This window comes from Streptomyces sp. NPDC090499 (genome assembly GCF_044769305.1).
GTDB lineage: Bacteria > Actinomycetota > Actinomycetes > Streptomycetales > Streptomycetaceae > Streptomyces.
On sequence record NZ_JBIVXP010000001.1, the window covers coordinates 1,597,750 to 1,616,986 of the forward strand.

The following is a 19,237-nucleotide window of genomic DNA, read 5'->3' on the forward strand; positions in this document are numbered from 1 at the left end:
GGCACTGAGTGCCGCCAACCTGCTCATCCTGCCCCCTTGTCTCGCCATCTGGAAGAGCTCTGTGACCTTCACGACTCATTTGATCGATCATTTTTCCGGAGATCGCTCCGGCCGAGCCGGAAGTCCAGTGCCGTACACCGTCTGCCTGCCGACACCGTGCGCACCGCCTGGCCGATCGCCTTGCGCGAACCGACGAGGACGACCAGCTTCCTGGCCCGGGTGACCGCCGTGTAGAGCAGGTTCCGTTGGAGCATCATCCAGGCTCCGGTGGTGACCGGGATCACCACCGCGGGATATTCACTCCCCTGTGAACGGTGGATGGTCACCGCGTAGGCGTGCGCCAGTTCGTCCAGTTCGTCGAACTCGTACGGCACCTCCTCGTCCTCGTCGGTCAGCACCGTGAGGCGCTGGTCGACCGGGTCGAGCGAGGTGACCACGCCCACGGTGCCGTTGAAGACGCCGTTCTCGCCCTTCTCGTAGTTGTTGCGGATCTGGGTGACCTTGTCGCCGACCCGGAACACCCGCCCGCCGAACCGCTTTTCGGGCAGCTCGGGCCGGGCCGGGGTGATGACCTGCTGGAGCAGGCCGTTGAGCACGCCGGCCCCGGCCGGTCCGCGGTGCATGGGGGCGAGCACCTGTACGTCCCGTCGCGGATCGAGCCCGAACCTGGCCGGAATGCGCCGGGCGGCGACGTCCACGGCGAGCTTGCCCGCCTCCTCCGTCTCGTCCTCCACGAAGAGGAAGAAGTCCGTCATGCCGTCGGTGACGGGGTGCTGCCCCGCGTTGATCCGGTGGGCGTTGGTCACCACCCCCGACTGCTGGGCCTGCCGGAAGACCTGGGTGAGCCGGACGGCGGGGATCGGGCTGCCGTCGGCGAGCAGGTCCCGCAGCACCTCCCCCGCCCCGACGCTGGGCAACTGGTCGACATCCCCCACGAAGAGGAGGTGCGCACCGGGCGGCACGGCCTTGACCAGCTTGTTGGCGAGGAGCAGATCGAGCATCGACGCCTCGTCCACCACCACCAGGTCGGCGTCGAGCGGCCGGTCCCGGTCGTAGGCCGCGTCCCCGCCGGGCTTCAGCTCAAGGAGCCGGTGCACGGTCGACGCCTCGGCGCCGGTCAGCTCGGCCAGCCGCTTGGCGGCCCGCCCGGTCGGCGCGGCGAGCACCACCTTCGCCTTCTTCGCCCGCGCCAGCTCCACGATCGACCTGACGGTGAACGACTTGCCGCAGCCGGGCCCGCCGGTCAGCACCGCGACCTTCTCGGTCAGCGCCAGCCGGACGGCGGCCTCCTGCTCGGGGGCGAGTTCGACGCCGGTACGGCCCTTCAGCCAGCCGAGCGCCTTGTCCCAGACGACGTCCCGGAACGACGGCATCCGGTCCTCGTCGGTGCGCAGCAGGCGCAGCAGCTGGGAGGCGAGGGCGACTTCGGCCCGGTGGAAGGGGACGAGGTAGACGGCGGTGACGGGTTCGGCGTCCGGGTCCGGACCGGGGAGCTTCTCCCGTACGACGCCCGGGTCCGCCCCGTCCTCGGGCGGCGCCGCCAGCTCGGCGAGGCACTCGATGACCAGGCCGGTGTCGACCTGGAGGAGTTTCACGGCGTCCGCGATGAGCCGCTCCTCGGGGAGGTAGCAGTGCCCCTGGTCGGCGGACTGGGACAGGGCGTACTGCAGCCCCGCCTTCACCCGCTCCGGGCTGTCGTGCGGAATCCCCACCGACTGGGCGATCTTGTCGGCGGTCAGGAACCCGATGCCCCACACGTCGGCCGCAAGCCGGTACGGCTGGTTCTTCACGACGGAGATCGACGCGTCCCCGTACTTCTTGTAGATCCGCACGGCGATCGACGTCGACACCTCGACGGTCTGGAGGAAGAGCATCACCTCCTTGATCGCCTTCTGCTCCTCCCAGGCGTCGGCGATCTTCTTCGTCCGCTTCGGGCCGAGCCCCGGCACCTCGACGAGCCGCTTCGGCTCCTCCTCGATGATCCGGAGGGTGTCCACCCCGAAGTGCTGGGTGATCCGGTCGGCGAACACCGGCCCGATGCCCTTGACCAGCCCCGAGCCGAGATAACGCCGTATCCCCTGCACGGTGGCGGGCAGCACGGTCGTGTAGTTCTCGACGGTGAACTGCTTCCCGTACTGCGGATGCGACCCCCACCGCCCCTCCATCCGCAGCGACTCCCCCACCTGGGCGCCGAGCAGCGCACCGACGACGGTGAGGAGATCACCGGCACCTCTGCCGGTGTCGACGCGGGCGACGGTGTACCCGTTCTCCTCATTGGCGTACGTGATGCGTTCGAGCACGCCTTCGACGGTGGCGAGTCGTCGTTCGCCTGTGGGGGTCCCCGCCTGCTGAGCCATGATCCGACGGTACCGGTGCGGTCTGACAGCGATCATGGCCTTGGTCACGGATCCGCTACCGACAAGGACGCCCCATGCCCGTACCCGCCGACCCGACGGTCCTCCACCCGATGCCCGAACACCCCCGGGTGGTCCTGCTCAAACCGCTGGTGACATCCCCGCTGATCGAGGTCGGGGAGTACTCCTACTACGACGACCCCGACCACGCGACCGCCTTCGAGACCCGCAACGTGCTGTACCACTACGGGCCGGAGAAACTCGTCATCGGCAAGTTCTGCGCGCTCGGCACGGGCGTGCGGTTCATCATGAACGGCGCCAACCACCGTATGGACGGCCCGTCGACGTTCCCCTTCCCGATCATGGGTGGGCCGTGGGCCGAGCACTTCGACCTGGTCACCGGGCTGCCGGGCCGGGGGGACACCGTGGTCGGGCACGACGTGTGGTTCGGCCACGGGGCCATGGTGATGCCGGGCGTACGGATCGGAACCGGCGCGATCATCGCCTCCGGCGCCGTGGTGGTGGACGACGTCCCCGACTACGGCATCGCCGGCGGCAACCCGGCCCGCCTGATCCGCACCCGCTACGACGAGCAGGACGTCGCCCGACTGCTGGCGGTGTCCTGGTGGGACTGGCCCGCGGAACACATCACCGAGCACGTCCGGACGATCATGTCGGGCAGCATCGCCGAACTGGAGGCGGCCGCGCCGAGAGCGCGGTGACCGGCGGCGAGGGCCTGCTGACGGGGCGCCAAAAGTCGTACACCTGTACGGCAATCAGACCCTATGATCACTCAGCCTCGGCGTCCGCCGCCGCACACACCTCCGAGACAGGTCGAAGACGATGACGAGCGTCACCCGCACAGCTCCCCGACGGCTTGCCCGCGCCACGCAGACCGCGGTCGCTGCGGCGGCCGTGGCGGACGTGTTCCGCACGGTGGCGCTCCGGGACCACTATCTGCACCCCACGGACGAGTCCCTGCGGAGGTCAGGCCTCATCTCCATGGTCTTCGTCTATCTGATGACCCTCGCGACCGTGCTGTTCCTCGTATGGCTCGCCCGGTCCCGGCGCAACGCCCAGGAGTTGTCCCCCGAGGCGACGGTTCCGGGTCCGGGCTGGACGATCGGCGCGTGGTTCATACCGGTGGTCAACCTCTTCGTCCCGCGCCGTTCCGTCCTCGACATCGGGCGCGCCGGCTCCGCGTCTTGGGAGAACCGAGACACGGCGCTGGTGAATCTGTGGTGGGCCGCCTGGGTCGGGCACGCGCTGGTGCTCACGGCAGCGAACCTGGCGGCCCCCGGCTCGCTGGCCCTCCTCGTGGTGACCGAGGCGCTCTTCCTCGCGGCAGCCGTGCTGGTGGGGCTGGTCATCGAGCGGATCACGGCACTTCAGGGCGCCGCGCTCCGTGTCACGGTTCCTGTCGCCAGCCCGCAGCCTTGATCCCCTCGACGAAGGCGGCGAAGGCTTCCACCGGGAAAGCGAGGGTGCGAGCGGCCGGGGCCTTGGAGTCGCGGACGGCTGTGCGGGTGGGGGTGGTGGCTATCTCGACGCAGTTGTTGCCGTCGCCCTCGCCGGAGTGGGACGACTTCCGCCAGCCGGTGTTTTTGAGGTCGCCGATGAAGGCGGTGAAGACTTCGGCAGGGAAGGTGAGGGTGGCACGGGCGGGGGCTTTGGAGTCGCGGACGGCTGTACAGGTGGGGGTGACGGCTATCTCCACGCACTCGTTGCCGTCGTCCGGGCCCGAGTAGGACGACTTCCGCCAGTTGTCCGTGGGGTGCCTCACAGCTCTTTCGCCAGCCGGTTGATGAAGTCACGCGATTGTTCGGGAGCGAGCGATACGGCTTCCACCTTACGGAAGCGCGTTCGAAAGGCGACGAGTTGTGACTCGGAATCGATAAACGCCGACCCGTGCGGTACGTCACGCACAATCGTGTCCAGCTTCGGCAAGGCACCGCCCACGTACACCCTCACCATCCCCAACGACCTGCGCGCGGTCACCGTCAGCCGGCACACCCTCAGACTCGTGCTCACGGCGCACGAACTCGGCGACTTTCTGGACGTCGCCGAACTGCTCGCGACCGAGCTGGTCTCCAACGCCGTACGGCATACGAAGGGGCCCGCCGCGCTACGGGTCCGCTGGTCGCCTCCCGGGACGCTCCGGATCGGTGCCTGGGACGCGGATCCGGAACCGCCGGAGCCGCCCGTGCCGTTGGAGCGGCTCGGGGAGGTGGAGGACGGGCGGGGGCTGGCGCTGGTGCGGGCCTGTTCGGATCTGTGGGGGTGGCAGCCGCTGCCGAGGTTCGGGAACCGGGGGAAGTACGTGTGGTGCGAGCTGGCCGCGGCCTAGCCCGGATAACGCGTTGTGGGGCCGGAGGCGCCGCCATAAGGTCACCGGCATGTCTGTGCGTCTCCGTATGCGTCAAGCCCTGCCCGAAGCGATGCGTGCCCGTGACAAGGTCACGGTGAGCGCCCTGCGCTCGACACTCGCCGCCCTGGACAACGCGGAGGCGGTGCCCGTGGCCGAGACGGAGCTGCGCGGCCTGGCCCTTGAGGCGTCACCGGTCGGGGCCGGTGCCACCGAGGCGGCGCGGCGGGAGCTGAGCGAGCGCGACGTGGTGGATGTCGTGCGCGCCGAGGCCGCCGAACGCCTGGAGGCCGCGGCGCTGTTGACCGCGCCCGCGCACGCCGACCGGGCCGCGCGGCTGCGCGCGGAGGCCGCCGTACTGCTGCGCTTCGCCGACGGGACCGCAGGGGACCACTGAGCGCTCGCGGCGGGACCGACGACGCTTCGCTGACATGGGCCCGCGAGAGCACGGCGCTGTATCGGCCGCCAACGGATCGGAGACCCACCGGATATGACGAGTCACCTGTTCGCCGTCTGCTTCAACGCCACCCGGCCGTCGGACCTGGCGCGGTTCTGGTCCGGGGTCCTGGGCTGGGAGTCCGTCGACGGTCCGGACGACGGCTCGGCGATCCGGCCCCCCGACGCCGCCGGGTTCCGCATCCGTTTCCTGCCGAGTCAGGAGCCGAAGACCGGTCAGAACCGGGCGCACTTCGACCTGACGAGCGCCTCGCCGGAGGAACAGCAGCGGACGGTGGCAAGGGTGCTGGAGCTGGGCGGGAGACACATCGACGTGGGTCAGCTCCCGGAAGAGGAACACGTCGTGCTCGCCGATCCGGACGGCAACGAGTTCTGCGTCATCGAGGCGGGCAACAAGTTCCTCGCCGGCACCGGCTTCATCGGGGCGCTGGCCTGCGACGGCAGTCAGGAGGTCGGTTACTTCTGGAGCGAGGCGCTGCGGTGGCCGCTGGTCTGGGACCAGGACCAGGAGACCGCGATCCAGTCACCCGACGGCGGTACGAAGATCACGTGGGGTGGTCCGCCGGTAGCGCCGAAGACGGGGAGGAACAGGCTGTTCCTCGATCTGGAGCTGCCCGCCCACGAGGACTGGGAGACGGAGGTCGGCCGTCTGATCTCGCTCGGCGCGACGCGCGCGGACGGCGGCGGCGGCGGCGAGGGTGACGACGGCAACCGGGTGCCGATGCTCGACCCCGACGGCAACGAATTCGTCGTACACAGGCACCGGTGAGCGACCGGGGCGGCGCGGGTCCGCCGGAGTTCGTGGTCACCGCGCTCACCTCCCCGGGCGCCTCGGTGCCGGCGGCGGCCCAGGGCCCGGCGGGGGCCGTCGGCCGACCCGCGCCGGTGAGCCGACCGTAAAACTCCGGCCGTTCCGGTGGCGAGAACCGGCCAGGACCGTGAAGGTGGGCGGCGGGGAAATTTTTCGCGCGCAGGGAGAACCCGAGATGCCCGAAGTCACTACTCCGTACCCGACCGGAACCCCTTGCTGGGTCGATCTGATGGCGCAGGACCAGCAGGCCGCGCTGGACTTCTACCGTGACCTGTTCGGCTGGCAGGGCGAGGTCGGCGGGGCCGACTTCGGCGGCTACGCGGTCTGCACGCTGAACGGCAAGCCGGTGGCCGGCATCGGCTCCGCCATGGCACCCGAGGGACAGCCGGAACCGCCGACCGTCTGGACCACCTACCTGGCCAGCACCGACGCACAGGCCACCCAGGACACGATCGTCTCGGCGGGCGGCACGCTGATCGCCCCGGTGATGGACGTCGGCGACATCGGCCGGATGCTGATCGCGGCCGATCCGCAGGGCGCGGTGTTCGGGGTGTGGCAGCCGGGCGACTTCCACGGCGCGGGGATCGTCAACGAGCCGGGCGCGCTGATCTGGAACGAGCTGAACACCAGCGACGTACCCGCCGCCACCGGCTTCTACGGCGAGTCCTTCGGGATCGAGATCCAGCCGATGGAGGGCGCCGACGGGACCTACTGGTCGCTGAACGTCGGCGGCCGTGGCGTCGGCGGCGCCGCCCAGCTCGGCGACGACCGTCCCGGCGTCCCGCCGCACTGGCTCACCTACTTCGCGGTCGACGACGTCGACTCCACCGTGGACGCCCTGGTCAAGCGCAACGGCACCGTGTTCGCACCGCCGTTCGAGATGATGGCCGGCCGCATGTCCGTGGTCGCCGACCCGCAGGGCGCGACCTTCGCGGTGTTCAAGCCCAAGGAGATGTGAGCCGCCGGCGGCGGAGCAGAGCCTTCCAGGCCGGCGGGACGCCGTCAGGTGTCCTGGACCGGGAACGCGTCGTCGACGGCGCGGCGCAGTGTTTCGCGGACGGCCTTGGCGTTGTCGAGTTCCGCGGCCTGGAAGGCGCCGTCGTGGAGCAGGACGAGGACGCGTGCGGCGTGGTCGGGGTCGGGATGGCCCATGTCCGCGGAGAGGTCGCGCAGCACGCCGAAGAGCCAGGTCCGCTGGTCGTCGATGACCGCGCGGACCGGGTGGGTGCGGTCGGGGTACTCGGCGGCCGCGTTGAGGAACTGACAGCCGCGGAAGCCGTCTTCGAGAGTGGCGTCGCCGAGCACGGCCATGACCGCACGTAGCGCCTCGCGCGGCGCCTTGCCCTGCCGTGCCCGGCCGACGGCGTCGCGGATCTGTTCGGCGGTGGCTGTGAGGTAGGCGGAGACGAGGTCGTCCTTGCTGGGGTAGTGCCGGTAGAAGGTGGCGCGCGTGACCTTGGCCTCGGTGACCAGACGGTCGATCCCCACGGCCTGGATGCCCTCCGCGTAGAAGAGGCGGGACGCGGTGCGCAGCAGCCTGTCCTTGGGGTGGAGCGGTGAGGCGGTCGTCATGCGGCCATTGTAAAGAAAGACCAGTCGTTCTCGGTGCCCCCCCGGGCGCGTTGCGGCCTCCAAGTAGAACGACTAGTCTTTCTGCCAGAAAGACCGATCGTTCTCCCTGAGAGGTACCGAGCCATGAGCACCACCCCCACCACCCCCACCGTCGTTCTCGTCCACGGCGCCTTCGGCGACTCCGGCATGTGGAAGGGGGTCATCGCCAGGCTCCAGGAGCAGGGCTACACCACGGTCGCCGCCGCGAACCCGCTGCGCGGGCTGGAGTCCGACGCGCAGTACGTCGCCACCGTCACCGCCGCCGTGGACGGCCCGGTCGTCCTGGTCGGCCACTCCTATGCCGGGGCGGTCATCACCCGCGCAGCCCGCGACGCGTCGAACGTCGAGGCCCTGGTCTACGTCGCGGCGTTCCAGCCCGCCGAGGGCGAGAGCGCCCTGGAGAACGCCTCCCGCTTCCCCGGCGCCAAGATGGGCCCGGACACCACCGTCGCCACCGAGTACGAGGGCGAGCCGGAGCTGCGGATCCTCCCCGAGCACTACCGGGACGTCATCGCCGGCGACCTGCCCACCGGGACCACCGGCATCCTGGCGGTCACCCAGCGCCCGGTGCGCGTGCAGGCCCTGACGGCCGAACTGGCCGGCACCCCTGCCTGGCGCACCCTGCCCTCGTGGGCCGTGGTCGCCACCCGGGACAACGCCATCCCCGTCCGGGCCCAGGAGTTCATGGCCGAGCGCGCCGGGTCCCACGTCGTACGCCTGGAAGCCTCCCACGCGGTGTCCATCTCGCAGCCCGACGCGGTGGCGGACCTGATCGTCGAAGCCGCCAAGGCCACTCGCTGACCTGCAGCAGCGGTCACCGGGGGACTTGGCGCCCGCGCCCGCGAACTCCGGGTCCGCCCGGTGGAGCCCACCGGAGGGTGCGGGCGCGTCTCCTCGTCCGGCCCCTCAGTCCGCGCACCCGGTCCCCTTCCCGGGCGCGCAGTGGTAGGACGGGGCTGCAACGAGGCGAACGGGAAGGGGAGTTGGGCATGGCGGCACAGAACATCGACGATGTCGTGGACGGGCTTGCCGGGATCGTGCGGGAGGCCGAGCGCACGGGTGACCGGATCGGGTACTTCGCGGCGCTGTACCGGCAGGTGACCGTCGAGATCCGCGCCGCGATACACGCCGGGCAGTTCGAAGACGGCCCCCGCATGGACCGTTTCGACACGCTCTTCGGCAACCGTTACTTCGACGCGCATGACGCCTGGCTCCGGGACCGGAGCGGGCCGCGCTGCTGGCGCGAGACGTTCGGGCTGCTGGACGACGCCGACACGGTCATCGTCCAGCACCTGGTACTCGGCGTGAACGCGCACATCAACCTCGACCTGGCCGTCGCCGCCGCGCGGACCGCCCAGGGCGGCGACATCCAGGCCCTGCACCACGACTTCCTGCTGATCAACGACATCCTCGCGCGAGTGGTGCTGGCGGTGCAGGACTCCGTCGACGCCGTGTCGCCCCTCCTGTCGCTGCTGGACAAGGTCGGGGGCCGCACCGACGAGCGGATCCTCGACTTCAGCATCCGCGAGTCCCGCGCGGAGGCCTGGTACAACGCCGTCCTGCTGGCCGGGCAGAACGAGGCCGAACAAGCGGTCACCATCGAACGGCTCGACACCCGGGCCACCGTCCTCGCCCGGCTGATCGCACGACCGGGCGGCGTCGTCCGGCCGGCCCTGGAGCTGATCCGGCACACCGAGAGCGACGACGTGCCGGCCGTGATCACCCACCTGGACGGCGCCGTGCAGGGAGCCGCCGCCCGGTGATCAGCCCTCGCCGTCGGCGGCCCCGGGCCGCCGACGGCGCACGAGGCCCCGGGCACAGGCCGACAGGAACACCAGGTAGACGACGGCGACACCGAGCGCCCAGGCCGCGGAGAGCCCGCCGCCCATGATCACGGCCACCTCCAGCGCGGCGACGAACAACAGCAGCGAACCGTCGCGTATCTCCGTCCGGGTCATGCCCGGAATTCCACAGGTCAGGCCGTCCATGAGCCAGTCCCGTCCGGCTGTCTCTTCGGTCACGATTGGATGTCGGCCATCTCCGGGCCCTTGCACCATCGCCATGTAATCGATTCCAATCCTCGGTACACGAAGTCGTGTAATCGATTCCACGAGGAGGTGGAGCGGCGATGGCGAGCATCAAGGACGTCGCCGCCGAGGCGGGCGTTTCCGTCGCCACGGTGTCCCGGGTCCTGAACGACCATCCGTCGGTCAGCGCCGACGCCCGTACCCGCGTACTGGCCGCCGTCGCGGCGCTGGGCTACCGCCCGAACGCCGTCGCCCGCTCCCTGCGCACCGACCAGACCCGCACCCTCGGCCTGGTCATCAGCGACGTGATGAACCCCTACTTCACCGAGCTGGCCCGCTCGGTCGAGGAGGCGGCCCGCGCCCTCGGCTACAGCGTCATCATCGGCAACGCCGACGAGCGGCCGGAACTCCAGGACCACCACGTACGGACGCTGCTCGACCGCCGGATCGACGGACTGCTCGTCTCCCCCACCGACGGCGGCTCGCCGCTGATGCTGGAGGCGGCGCGGGCCGGGACGCCCATGGTCTTCGTCGACCGGTGGATCCCGGGCGTCGACGTGCCGGTGGTGCGGGCGGACGGGCGGGCCGCGATCCGCGATCTCGTCGCCCACCTGTGCGGGCTCGGTCACCGGCGGGTCGCGATCATCGCCGGACCGGCGGCCACCACCACCGGCAGCGAGCGCGTCCAGGCCTTCCGCGAGGCCCTCGCCGAGTACGGCGTGCCCCTCCCCGACGCCTACATCGGCCAGGGCGACTTCCAGGCGGAGAGCGGGCGCCGGGTCACCGAGGGGTTCCTCGACCTGCCCGAGCCGCCCGAGGTCGTGTTCGCCACCGACAACCTGATGGCGCTGGGGGCGCTGGACGCGGTGCGGGCGCGGGGGCTGCGGGTGCCATGTGACATAGCACTGGCCGCCTTCGACGACATCCCGTGGTTCGTGCACACCGACCCCCCGGTCACCGCCATCGCCCAGCCCACCCGCGAACTCGGCCGCGCCGCCGTACGCGCGCTGGTCGACCGCATCGAGGGACGGCCCCCGCAGTCCGTCACCCTCCCCGCCCGGCTCGTCGTCCGCCGCTCGTGCGGCGAGGAGTCCGGCAGGAACCCGGGCGCCGCCCGCGACGTCGCCGCCCCCGGCGAGAACCGCGGCGACAACCCCGGCGAGATCCCCGCCCCCCACCCCCCGCAGTCCCCCACCCCTGTGCAAAGGAGCACGTCGTGAGCAACCCGGACGAGTTGCTGCGTATCGAGGGCATACGGAAGTCCTTCCCCGGCGTGGTCGCGCTCGACGGCGTCGACTTCGACCTGCGCCGGGGCGAGGTGCACGTACTCCTCGGTGAGAACGGCGCGGGCAAGAGCACCCTCATCAAGATGCTCTCCGGCGCCTACACCCCCGACGCGGGCCGGATCCTGGCCGGTGGCGAGGAGGTGCGCATCCATGGTGCGCAGGACTCCGAGCGGCTCGGGATCGCCACCATCTACCAGGAGTTCAACCTCGTACCCGACCTCACGGTCGCCGAGAACATCTTCCTGGGGCGGCAGCCGCGCCGCTTCGGGATGATCGACCGGAAGCGGATGGAGGCCGACGCCGAGGTCCTGCTGACGCGGGTCGGCGTGACCGTGTCGCCACGCGCGCGGGTCCGTGAACTCGGTATCGCCCGCCTCCAGATGGTCGAGATCGCCAAGGCGCTCAGCCTGGACGCGCGCGTGCTGATCATGGACGAGCCGACCGCCGTCCTCACCTCGGAGGAGGTGGAGAAGCTCTTCGCGATCGTCCGGCAGCTGCGGGACGACGGCGTCGGGATCGTCTTCATCACGCACCATCTGGAGGAGATCGCCGCTCTCGGGGACCGGGTCACCGTCATCCGGGACGGGAAGAGCGTGGGCCAGGTGCCCGCCGCCACCCCGCAGGAGGAGCTGGTACGCCTCATGGTCGGGCGGTCCATCGAGCAGCAGTACCCGCGCGAACGCACCGAGACCGGGGCCGCGCTGCTCTCCGTCCAGGGGCTGACCCGGGACGGCGTCTTCCACGACGTGAGCTTCGAGGTGCACGCCGGGGAGGTCGTCGGGATCGCGGGCCTGGTGGGTGCGGGCCGTACGGAGGTCGTACGGGCCGTGTTCGGGGCCGATCCGTACGACGAGGGGGCCGTGCGGGTCGCCGGTACGGCGCTCAGGCGGTACGACGTCAACGCGGCCATGGCGGCCGGGATCGGGCTGGTCCCCGAGGACCGCAAGGGGCAGGGGCTGGTCCTGGGCGCCTCCGTCGAGGAGAACCTCGGGCTGGTGACGATGCGGAAGGCCACCCGGGCCGGGATCGTCGACCTCAGGGGCCAGCATGTGGCCGCCGAGCGGATCGCCGGGCAGCTGGGCGTGCGGATGGCCGGGCTCGGCCAGCAGGTGCGGACGCTCTCCGGCGGCAACCAGCAGAAGGTCGTCATCGGCAAGTGGCTGCTCGCCGACACCAAGGTGCTGATCCTCGACGAGCCGACGCGCGGCATCGACGTCGGCGCCAAGGTCGAGATCTACCAGCTGATCAACGAACTCACGGCAGCCGGGGCCGCCGTACTGATGATCTCCAGCGACCTGCCGGAGGTCCTCGGGATGAGCGACCGGGTGCTGGTGATGGCCCAGGGGCGGATCGCGGGCGAACTGACCGCGGACGAGGCCACCCAGGACTCCGTGATGGCACTCGCCGTCAGCACCCCCACCACCACAACCGACAAGGAGGCCGGACGTGGCCACTGACACGCTCAAGAGCGGGAGCGCGGGCGCCGGTGGCGTCTCCGGCGTGCGCCGGCTGCTCCTCGACAACGGCGCCCTCACCGCGCTGATCGTTCTCGTCATCGCCATGTCGGCGCTGTCCGGGGACTTCCTCACCACCGACAACCTGCTCAACGTCGGCGTCCAGGCGGCCGTGACCGCCGTCCTCGCCTTCGGCGCGACCTTCGTGATCGTCGCGGCGGGCATCGACCTGTCGGTCGGCTCGGTGGCGGCCCTGTCGGCCACCGTGCTGGCGTGGAGCGCCACCTCGCACGGGGTGCCGGTGTTCCTGGCCGTCGTCCTCGCCGTCGCCACCGGCATCGCGGCGGGTCTCGTCAACGGCTTCCTCATCGCCTACGGCAAGCTGCCGCCGTTCATCGCGACGCTCGCGATGCTGTCGGTGGCCCGCGGCCTGGCGCTGGTGATCTCGGCGGGCTCCCCCATCGCCTTCCCGGACTCGGTCTCGCACCTCGGTGACACCCTCGGCGGCTGGCTGCCGGTACCGGTGCTGGTCATGGTCCTCATGGGGCTGATCGCGGCCTTCGTGCTCGGCCGGACCTACATCGGGCGCTCGATGTACGCGATCGGCGGCAACGAGGAGGCCGCCCGGCTCTCCGGGCTGCGGGTGAACAAGCAGAAGCTCGCCATCTACGCGCTGTCCGGGCTGTTCGCGGCCGTCGCCGGCATCGTGCTGGCCGCCCGGCTGTCCTCCGCGCAGCCGCAGGCCGCCAACGGCTACGAGCTGGACGCCATCGCGGCCGTCGTGATCGGCGGCGCCTCGCTGGCCGGCGGCACCGGCAAGGCGTCCGGCACGCTGATCGGCGCGCTGATCCTCGCGGTGCTGCGCAACGGCCTCAACCTGCTCAACGTGTCCGCGTTCTGGCAGCAGGTCGTCATCGGCGTCGTCATCGCGCTGGCCGTCCTCCTGGACACCCTGCGCCGCAAGGCCGGGGCCACCCCGCTCGCCGCCGGCACCGGGGGCAACAAGGGCAGGCAGGCCGGGACGTACGCGCTGGCCGCGGTCGTCACGGTGGCCCTGGTGGCCGCGACCTCGCTGCTGCACACGGGTTCGTCGTCGGGCAGCACGAAGATCGGCCTGTCCCTGTCCACCCTCAACAACCCCTTCTTCGTGCAGATCCGGGCCGGTGCCCAGGCCGAGGCCAAGAAGCAGGGCGTGGACCTGACCGTCACCGACGCCCAGAACGACGCCTCGCAGCAGGCCAACCAGCTGCAGAACTTCACCAGTTCCGGGCTCGGCGCGATCATCGTCAACCCGGTCGACTCGGACGCGGCGAGCAACTCCGTGAAGGCCGCCGACAAGGCGGACATCCCGGTGATCGCCGTCGACCGCGGTGTGAACAACGCGAAGACGGCGACGCTGGTCGCCTCCGACAACGTCGCCGGCGGCGAGCTGGCCGCGAAGACGATCGCGGAGAAGCTGGGCGGCCAGGGCAGGATCGTGATCCTGCAGGGCCAGGCCGGCACCTCCGCGGCCCGGGAGCGGGCGCAGGGCTTCGCCAACGGCCTGAAGGCCTACCCCGGCATCCAGGTGGTGGCCCAGCAGCCGGCCGACTTCGACCGCACCAAGGGCCTCGACGTGATGTCGAACCTGCTCCAGGCCCACCCGGACGTCCAGGGTGTCATCGCGGCCAACGACGAGATGGCCCTCGGCGCGATCAAGGCACTGGGTTCCAAGGCCGGTTCGTCGGTCTCGGTGATCGGCTTCGACGGCACGCCCGACGGCCTGGCCGCGGTCAAGAACGGCACGCTCTACGCGTCGGTGGCCCAGCAGCCCAGCCAGCTCGGGAAGATCGCCGTGGACAACGCCCTCAAGGCCGTCAAGGACCAGAAGATCCCCGCGGCGATCAAGGTGCCGGTGAAGGTGGTCACGAAGGACAACGTGGCCGGTTTCACGGGCTGAGACACCAGGGAGGCGGCCGGGCGCTTGAATGAAGCCCCGGCCGCCTCCACCCAGTTCGCTTAGGGAGTCAACTGATGTACGACTACGACCTCCTGGTCGTGGGTTCGGCCAACGCCGACCTGGTGATCGATGTCGAGCGGCGGCCGGGCGCGGGTGAGACCGTGCTCGGCGGCGACCTCGCCACGCATCCCGGCGGCAAGGGCGCCAACCAGGCGGTCGCGGCCGCCCGGCTCGGAGCCCGGACCGCCCTGCTGGCCCGGGTCGGCGACGACGCGCACGGAAGGCTGCTGCTCGACTCGCAGCGGGCGGCGGGTGCGGACACGGTGGGCGTGCTGGTGGGCGGGGCGCCGACGGGGGTCGCCCTGATCACCGTGGATCCTTCCGGCGACAACAGCATCGTGGTCTCGCCGGGCGCGAACGCCCGTCTGACGCCTGCGGACGTGCAGGCCGCGGTCTGCCTCTTCCACGCCTCCCGGGTGGTGTCCACGCAGCTGGAGATCCCGCTGGAGACGGTGCTGGAGGTCGTACGGAACCTGGCCCCCGGCAGCCGCTTCGTCCTCAACCCCTCCCCGCCGCGGCCCCTCCCCGGCGAGGTCCTGGCGGCCTGCGACCCGCTGATCGTGAACGAGCACGAGGCGCGGGTGATCCTCGGCGAGGCGTGCGTGAGCGAGGAACCGGCCGACTGGGCGCGGCTCCTGCTCGCCAAGGGCCCGAAGTCGGTGGTGGTGACGCTGGGCGCGGAGGGTGCGCTGGTCGCCGACGGCGACGGGGTCTCGCACGTCCCCTCCGTGAAGGTGGACGCGGTGGACACGACCGGCGCCGGGGACGCGTTCACGGCGGCCCTCGCGGTACGGCTCGGGGCGGGCGCCCCGCTCCCGGAGGCGGCGGCGTACGCGGCCCGGGTCGGCGCGGCGGCGGTGACGAGACGGGGTGCGCAGGAGTCGTACCCGACGGCGGCGGAGGTCGACGCGCTGTGAAGCGGGCGGGGATACTCAACCGTCATCTCGCGGGCGCGCTGGCCGAGTTGGGACACGGGCACGAGGTGCTGGTGTGCGACGCCGGGATGCCGATCCCGAAGGGGCCGCGGGTCGTGGACCTCGCGTTCCGGGCCGGGGTGCCGTCCTTCGCGGAGGTGCTGGAGGGGCTGCTGGCGGAGCTGGTCGTGGAGGGTGCGACGGCGGCGACGGAGATACGCGGGGCCAACCCGGCCGCCGCCCGGCTGCTGGACGACCGCTTCCCCGGCCTGGCCCTGGTCCCGCACGAGCGGCTGAAGGAGCTGTCGGCTCAGGCGCGGCTGGTGGTCAGGACCGGGGAGGCCCGGCCGTACGCGAACGTGCTGCTGCGGTGCGGGGTTTTCTTCTAGGCGGGTCCGGCAGCGCGCCCCGAAGTGCCGCGATCCCGGTCAGGGCTCGGGGAACACCAGGGGCACGCCGTACTGCTTCTCCGCCGCCTGCAGGGCCGGGAGGAGTTTCCGGCGCAGGGTGCGGACCTCGGCGGCGTGGTCCGCGAGGAAGCCGGTGCGCAGGCTCAGCCGGGCCGGGTCGCGGACGGCCTCGACGGGGCGCATGCAGTCCGCGTAGACGCGGCCCATGGCGCGCTCGGTGGCGGGCAGGTCGGCGGGCGCGGCGGCCTGCTGGCGGGCGTCGGCCGCCCCCATGAAGGCCCTCTCGTCCTTGGCCGGAACCCCGTGCCCGGCCAGGCAGCCGGGCAGGCCGCGCCGGGCCCGGACCGTGGCGGGGGCGCTGTCCACGGCGCCGAGTTCGCCGAACCACCGCTGTTCGAGGGGCAGGTAGAGGTCGCTCAGCGCGGCCGCGGCCTTCGTGCCCCGGGCCCGGCAGCGGCGCACCTGTGCCGCGCTGCCGGCGCGGGCGGTGGTGGGGGCGCCGACGCCGGCCGCCGCGGGTACCTCCGCGCTGGTGCTCAGGCCGTGCCGGGCGACGAAGTCCAGGTCGGGCAGGGCGAAGAAGCGGATGAACGCGAGGGGTGGCTCGGTGGGCAGGGTGAACCCGCCCGTGCGGGCGCAGTCGGCGGCGGCGACCCGGGTCACCTGCTGCCCGAACACGTACAGGCCCTGGGTCCACCGGGTCTCGGCCCCCGTCGCCGGCAGGACCATGCGCACCGGGTCGGCCGGCAGGGTGCGGCCGAGGCGGGCCGGGGTCACGTTCGCGGCCACGGCCGACGGGCCGGAGTGCGGGACGGCATCCGTGGAGCACGCGGTGCCGAGCAGGGCGACGGCCGCCGCGAGCGCCGCGCGCACCAGGACCGGGCGCCGGAACATCCGCACCACTCCCTTCCCTTGCCTGTCCTGCCTGTCCTGCCTGTCCTGCGTGTCCTGCCTGTCCTTGCGTGTCCCGCACGTGGCGGACAGGGCCTCCGGACCCACCGGGGGCGGAGGCCCTGGAACCGGGTCAGTGAACGACGTGGACGGTGTCGCCGCCGTTCGCCGCACTCGCCACGGTGAACGTGGTGTTGTCGGAGACGTCGGTGCACAGCAGCTCGCTGTCGACGGCGTAGGAGCCGTCGTAGAGCCAGATGTAGCCCGCGTCGCACGTCTTCCAGGTGGCGGTGGAGCTGTGGTAGAGGCGGCCGGCGTAACCGTCGTAGCCGTAGACCGTCGTGTCGTTGACGTAGGTCAGGTTGAGGTCGCTGCAGCTGCTGCTGGCCGACTTCTTGACGTGGGTGCCGCCGGTGCCTTCGTACGCCGAGGTGGTGAGCGTGGACGTCACGCAGGCGTCCGGGGCGGCGGACGCGGCGGGCGCGAACACCAGACAGCCGGCGGCGGCGACGAGCGCGAACGCGCCGGCGGTGATGGCCTTCCTCATGGTTTCCCCCATCTGGTTCGGATGTGAGGTGGATCGGGCACCGGAAACGCTCGCAGAGCACGTGTCCCGCGGACCACACCCTTCGACAGGGGTCTAAAGTCCCGCACCGGTCGGCGGAGTTCACCGCTCCAGCGGTACGGGGGCACACTCATGTGGCCCGTGGGGAGAGAGGGGACTGTGCGGGGTCGGCGGGCTGCCGGGAGGCGTGCGCCGCGCGCGAGGCCGACCCGAGCAGCGCGGCCCCGAGCGGTGTCAGGGTGTGCAGCACGGTGTTGTGGCGGCGCCGGCTGACGACCAGGCCGGCGTCGCGCAGCACGGTGGTGTGGTGGGTGGCCGTGGGCATCGAGACGCCCAGCAGGCGGGCCAGTTCGGAGGTGGTCGCGCCGAGCGCGAGGAACCGCAGGGCGGCGGCGCGGGTACGGCCGAGCAGTGCGGCGAGCCTGGCGTCGGGCGGGAGTTCGGGGACGGCCTGGCGGACCCCGTGCACGGGGTAGATCAGGACGGGCCGCAGGGTGTCGTCCGCCATCGAGACCGGTGACTGCCAGCAGAAGTACGAGGGGACCAGGCGCAGTCCGCGGCCGGCGAGATGCAGGTCCCGGTCCTCGACGTAGTCGACCTGCAGTACCGGCGGACACCAGCGGACGGCGGGTGACAGGCCGCGGAGCAGTCCGTCGGCCCCGGTGTCGAGGGCGTCGCGCGCCAGCAGGGCGCGCTCCCCGGCGACGGCGGCGGCGATGCGGCTCTCGTGGGGTGCGATCACCGCTTCGTGGTAGGCGCGCAGAAGTTTGGCCAGTTCTTCCCTGGTCTGGCGTTCCACCAGCCGGGGCGCCCAGTCGGGGGCGCCGCTGAACCGGTCCAGCATCCGGATCTCGTGGGCGACCCGCTCGGCCGGCGTGTCGACGACGGTCGCGAGCCCGCGGTCCAGGCCGTCGGCGGCCTCGTGCGGGGTGAGGAAGTCGGGCAGGTAGCGGGCCCGGGGCAGGATCGGGACCAGGAGCCGGCTCACGGCCGCGCCGAGCGGGGTGTTGGCGAGGGTGGTCCTGGTCTCGCGGTACCAGTCGGCGTACGCCCAGCGGCCCCGCGAGGTCTGTAACCGGTGCAGGCTGCAGGCGATCTCCCAGAGCGGGTCCGGTTCGCTCGCCACCCGGACCCGGGTCAGATCCTGCGGCGTGAAGTGGATGCGCAGCACGGGAACCGCCCCCCGAGTCGAACAATCGTCCGGTCAGGAGCAGCCTGGGGCACACGGCACCCGGGAACAACTCGGGAATCGGCCGCAACGGCGCCGGGGCCCGCCCGGTGCCCGCCGGGACATGTTTCGAGGGGGCCCGGTCTGTCGACCGAACCCCCTCGGCTTTTCCCCTCCGTGCCAGAACCCCCGCGATCCCCCCGGATCCCCCTCCGAAAGCCCTGACGCCAAGTAGACCGGCGGGGTGGGGGGAGGGTTGTACGCGGTTCCAAGATTTTTCCGCCCGGGGCCCGGCGGCCGGGGCCCTGGGTGCCCGAGGCTGCCGTGAGCGCGTCAATTAACGACAATCTAAGACGACCGCAAAGACAGGTGACCCATAGCTTCCATAGGATTCGGCGAGCGCGCAGGCGCCCCGACGACACCTGCCCCACCCCGGATCGGACGGGGTGGGGCAGGATCTCAGGGCAGCCGGTCAGGGGAAACCGACGTATTCAGCTCCGTCGCGCTGCGGCCGGATTCAGCGGACCGTGACGGACACGTTCTTGGAGACGGCGCTGCCGTCCTTGACGCGCAGGACCTCGACGCCCTTCTTGTCGAACTTGTCGGTGAGCTTGTAGGACGCCTTGGCGACCTTCGCGGTCGCGGGCAGCGACACCCACTTCTTGCCGTCCTTGACCTGGAGGGTCACCTTGCTGCCCTCCTTGATGCCGTCGACCTTGCCGGTGAAGGTGACGACATCGCCCAGACGGACGGTGGTGGCGCTCGCCTTGACGGTGATCGAGGGAGCCGGGGCCGGAGCGGCAACGGCGGCGGTGGCACCGGCGGCGACGAGGGCGGCGGAGGCCACGGCGACGGTGGCGATACGCATGTTCACAGAGAACTCCTTGGTTATCGACTACCTTTTCCAACCGCAATCCAGGGCCATT

The 19,237-nt window shown here is 71.4% G+C and carries 22 protein-coding genes and 2 pseudogenes; 14 read left to right on the plus strand and 10 right to left on the minus strand.

Annotated elements, in window-relative coordinates; genetic code table 11:
* Nucleotides 1–68: 68 nt before the first annotated feature.
* Nucleotides 69–2,357: an ATP-dependent RecD-like DNA helicase gene (locus ACIQVL_RS07350; RefSeq protein ID WP_403427369.1), complete on the minus strand. Its 2,289-nt coding sequence runs from the start codon at nucleotides 2,355–2,357 to the stop codon at nucleotides 69–71.
* Nucleotides 2,358–2,431: 74 nt separating this feature from the next.
* Here ACIQVL_RS07350 and ACIQVL_RS07355 point away from each other — a divergent pair, with 74 nt between their 5' ends.
* On the plus strand, nucleotides 2,432–3,076 hold the full coding sequence (locus ACIQVL_RS07355) for a CatB-related O-acetyltransferase (RefSeq protein WP_403427367.1): 645 nt from the start codon (nucleotides 2,432–2,434) through the stop codon (nucleotides 3,074–3,076).
* Between the two features lie 121 nt (nucleotides 3,077–3,197).
* A complete protein-coding gene (locus ACIQVL_RS07360; protein WP_403474676.1) occupies nucleotides 3,198–3,794 on the plus strand; it encodes a DUF4328 domain-containing protein in 597 nt (198 codons plus the stop codon).
* Here the strand turns inward: ACIQVL_RS07360 and ACIQVL_RS07365 are convergent.
* From ACIQVL_RS07365 to ACIQVL_RS07375, 3 genes and pseudogenes are all read right to left on the minus strand, one after another.
* Nucleotides 3,763–3,972, minus strand: coding sequence for a DUF397 domain-containing protein (locus ACIQVL_RS07365; RefSeq protein ID WP_403474802.1), 210 nt, complete (start codon nucleotides 3,970–3,972; stop codon nucleotides 3,763–3,765). The genes ACIQVL_RS07360 and ACIQVL_RS07365 overlap by 32 nt on opposite strands.
* Nucleotides 3,958–4,137 (minus strand): annotated as a pseudogene (locus tag ACIQVL_RS07370) (DUF397 domain-containing protein); the annotation flags it as partial. The pseudogene ACIQVL_RS07370 and the gene ACIQVL_RS07365, both read right to left, overlap by 15 nt.
* Nucleotides 4,134–4,319, minus strand: a pseudogene (locus ACIQVL_RS07375) (transcriptional regulator); the annotation flags it as partial. The pseudogenes ACIQVL_RS07370 and ACIQVL_RS07375, both read right to left, overlap by 4 nt.
* On the opposite strand from ACIQVL_RS07375, the gene ACIQVL_RS07380 reads away from it, so the two are divergent.
* From ACIQVL_RS07380 to ACIQVL_RS07400, 5 genes are all read left to right on the plus strand, one after another.
* A complete protein-coding gene (locus ACIQVL_RS07380; RefSeq protein WP_403474677.1) occupies nucleotides 4,285–4,701 on the plus strand; it encodes an ATP-binding protein in 417 nt (138 codons plus the stop codon). The pseudogene ACIQVL_RS07375 and the gene ACIQVL_RS07380 sit on opposite strands and share 35 nt — an antisense overlap.
* A gap of 91 nt (nucleotides 4,702–4,792) precedes the next feature.
* Entirely contained in the window at nucleotides 4,793–5,116 is a 324-nt protein-coding gene (locus ACIQVL_RS07385) for a hypothetical protein (protein ID WP_403428145.1), read from the plus strand.
* A 93-nt stretch (nucleotides 5,117–5,209) separates the two neighbouring features.
* On the plus strand, nucleotides 5,210–5,944 hold the full coding sequence (locus ACIQVL_RS07390; RefSeq protein WP_403474678.1) for a VOC family protein: 735 nt from the start codon (nucleotides 5,210–5,212) through the stop codon (nucleotides 5,942–5,944).
* Complete coding sequence (locus ACIQVL_RS07395) at nucleotides 5,941–6,075, plus strand: hypothetical protein (protein WP_403474679.1); 135 nt, start codon at nucleotides 5,941–5,943, stop codon at nucleotides 6,073–6,075. The genes ACIQVL_RS07390 and ACIQVL_RS07395 overlap by 4 nt, the downstream gene beginning before the upstream one ends.
* An 86-nt stretch (nucleotides 6,076–6,161) precedes the next feature.
* A complete protein-coding gene (locus ACIQVL_RS07400) occupies nucleotides 6,162–6,944 on the plus strand; it encodes a VOC family protein (RefSeq protein WP_403474680.1) in 783 nt (260 codons plus the stop codon).
* 44 nt (nucleotides 6,945–6,988) lie between these two features.
* Here ACIQVL_RS07400 and ACIQVL_RS07405 read toward each other — a convergent pair whose 3' ends face one another.
* Entirely contained in the window at nucleotides 6,989–7,558 is a 570-nt protein-coding gene (locus ACIQVL_RS07405) for a TetR/AcrR family transcriptional regulator (RefSeq protein ID WP_403427356.1), read from the minus strand.
* Between the two features lie 123 nt (nucleotides 7,559–7,681).
* On the opposite strand from ACIQVL_RS07405, the gene ACIQVL_RS07410 reads away from it, so the two are divergent.
* A complete protein-coding gene (locus ACIQVL_RS07410) occupies nucleotides 7,682–8,398 on the plus strand; it encodes an alpha/beta fold hydrolase (RefSeq protein WP_403427353.1) in 717 nt (238 codons plus the stop codon).
* A gap of 188 nt (nucleotides 8,399–8,586) precedes the next feature.
* On the plus strand, nucleotides 8,587–9,360 hold the full coding sequence (locus ACIQVL_RS07415) for a DUF5995 family protein (protein ID WP_403427352.1): 774 nt from the start codon (nucleotides 8,587–8,589) through the stop codon (nucleotides 9,358–9,360).
* Here ACIQVL_RS07415 and ACIQVL_RS07420 read toward each other — a convergent pair whose 3' ends face one another.
* Nucleotides 9,361–9,618, minus strand: a complete 258-nt coding sequence (locus tag ACIQVL_RS07420) for a hypothetical protein (protein ID WP_403474681.1) — start codon at nucleotides 9,616–9,618, stop codon at nucleotides 9,361–9,363.
* Between the two features lie 107 nt (nucleotides 9,619–9,725).
* Between ACIQVL_RS07420 and ACIQVL_RS07425 the strand changes: the two genes are divergently transcribed.
* The 5 genes from ACIQVL_RS07425 to rbsD all read left to right on the plus strand — a co-directional run bounded on the left by ACIQVL_RS07425 (nucleotide 9,726) and on the right by rbsD (nucleotide 15,666).
* Nucleotides 9,726–10,844 carry a LacI family DNA-binding transcriptional regulator gene (locus ACIQVL_RS07425; protein ID WP_403474682.1) on the plus strand — a complete coding sequence of 373 codons (1,119 nt, stop codon included), beginning with the start codon at nucleotides 9,726–9,728 and terminating at the stop codon, nucleotides 10,842–10,844.
* Nucleotides 10,841–12,367 (plus strand): sugar ABC transporter ATP-binding protein, encoded by a 1,527-nt coding sequence (locus ACIQVL_RS07430; RefSeq protein WP_403474683.1) that lies wholly within the window; start codon nucleotides 10,841–10,843, stop codon nucleotides 12,365–12,367. The genes ACIQVL_RS07425 and ACIQVL_RS07430 overlap by 4 nt, the downstream gene beginning before the upstream one ends.
* Nucleotides 12,357–14,303, plus strand: a complete 1,947-nt coding sequence (locus ACIQVL_RS07435; protein ID WP_403474684.1) for a substrate-binding domain-containing protein — start codon at nucleotides 12,357–12,359, stop codon at nucleotides 14,301–14,303. The genes ACIQVL_RS07430 and ACIQVL_RS07435 overlap by 11 nt, the downstream gene beginning before the upstream one ends.
* Nucleotides 14,304–14,377: 74 nt before the next feature.
* The gene (locus ACIQVL_RS07440; RefSeq protein ID WP_403427341.1) at nucleotides 14,378–15,280 is read left to right on the plus strand and encodes a ribokinase; all 903 of its coding nucleotides are present in this window, start codon (nucleotides 14,378–14,380) and stop codon (nucleotides 15,278–15,280) included.
* Nucleotides 15,277–15,666, plus strand: a complete 390-nt coding sequence (gene rbsD, locus ACIQVL_RS07445) for a D-ribose pyranase (protein ID WP_403427339.1) — start codon at nucleotides 15,277–15,279, stop codon at nucleotides 15,664–15,666. Before ACIQVL_RS07440 ends, rbsD begins: the two co-directional genes overlap by 4 nt.
* A gap of 39 nt (nucleotides 15,667–15,705) precedes the next feature.
* Here rbsD and ACIQVL_RS07450 read toward each other — a convergent pair whose 3' ends face one another.
* The 4 genes from ACIQVL_RS07450 to ACIQVL_RS07465 all read right to left on the minus strand — a co-directional run bounded on the left by ACIQVL_RS07450 (nucleotide 15,706) and on the right by ACIQVL_RS07465 (nucleotide 19,179).
* A complete protein-coding gene (locus tag ACIQVL_RS07450; protein ID WP_403427337.1) occupies nucleotides 15,706–16,581 on the minus strand; it encodes a hypothetical protein in 876 nt (291 codons plus the stop codon).
* Nucleotides 16,582–16,711: 130 nt separating this feature from the next.
* On the minus strand, nucleotides 16,712–17,125 hold the full coding sequence (locus tag ACIQVL_RS07455) for a hypothetical protein (protein WP_403427335.1): 414 nt from the start codon (nucleotides 17,123–17,125) through the stop codon (nucleotides 16,712–16,714).
* Between the two features lie 148 nt (nucleotides 17,126–17,273).
* Entirely contained in the window at nucleotides 17,274–18,314 is a 1,041-nt protein-coding gene (locus ACIQVL_RS07460; RefSeq protein ID WP_403427334.1) for an ArsR/SmtB family transcription factor, read from the minus strand.
* A gap of 514 nt (nucleotides 18,315–18,828) precedes the next feature.
* A complete protein-coding gene (locus ACIQVL_RS07465; protein WP_403428143.1) occupies nucleotides 18,829–19,179 on the minus strand; it encodes a hypothetical protein in 351 nt (116 codons plus the stop codon).
* Between the last annotated feature and the right edge of the window lie 58 nt (nucleotides 19,180–19,237).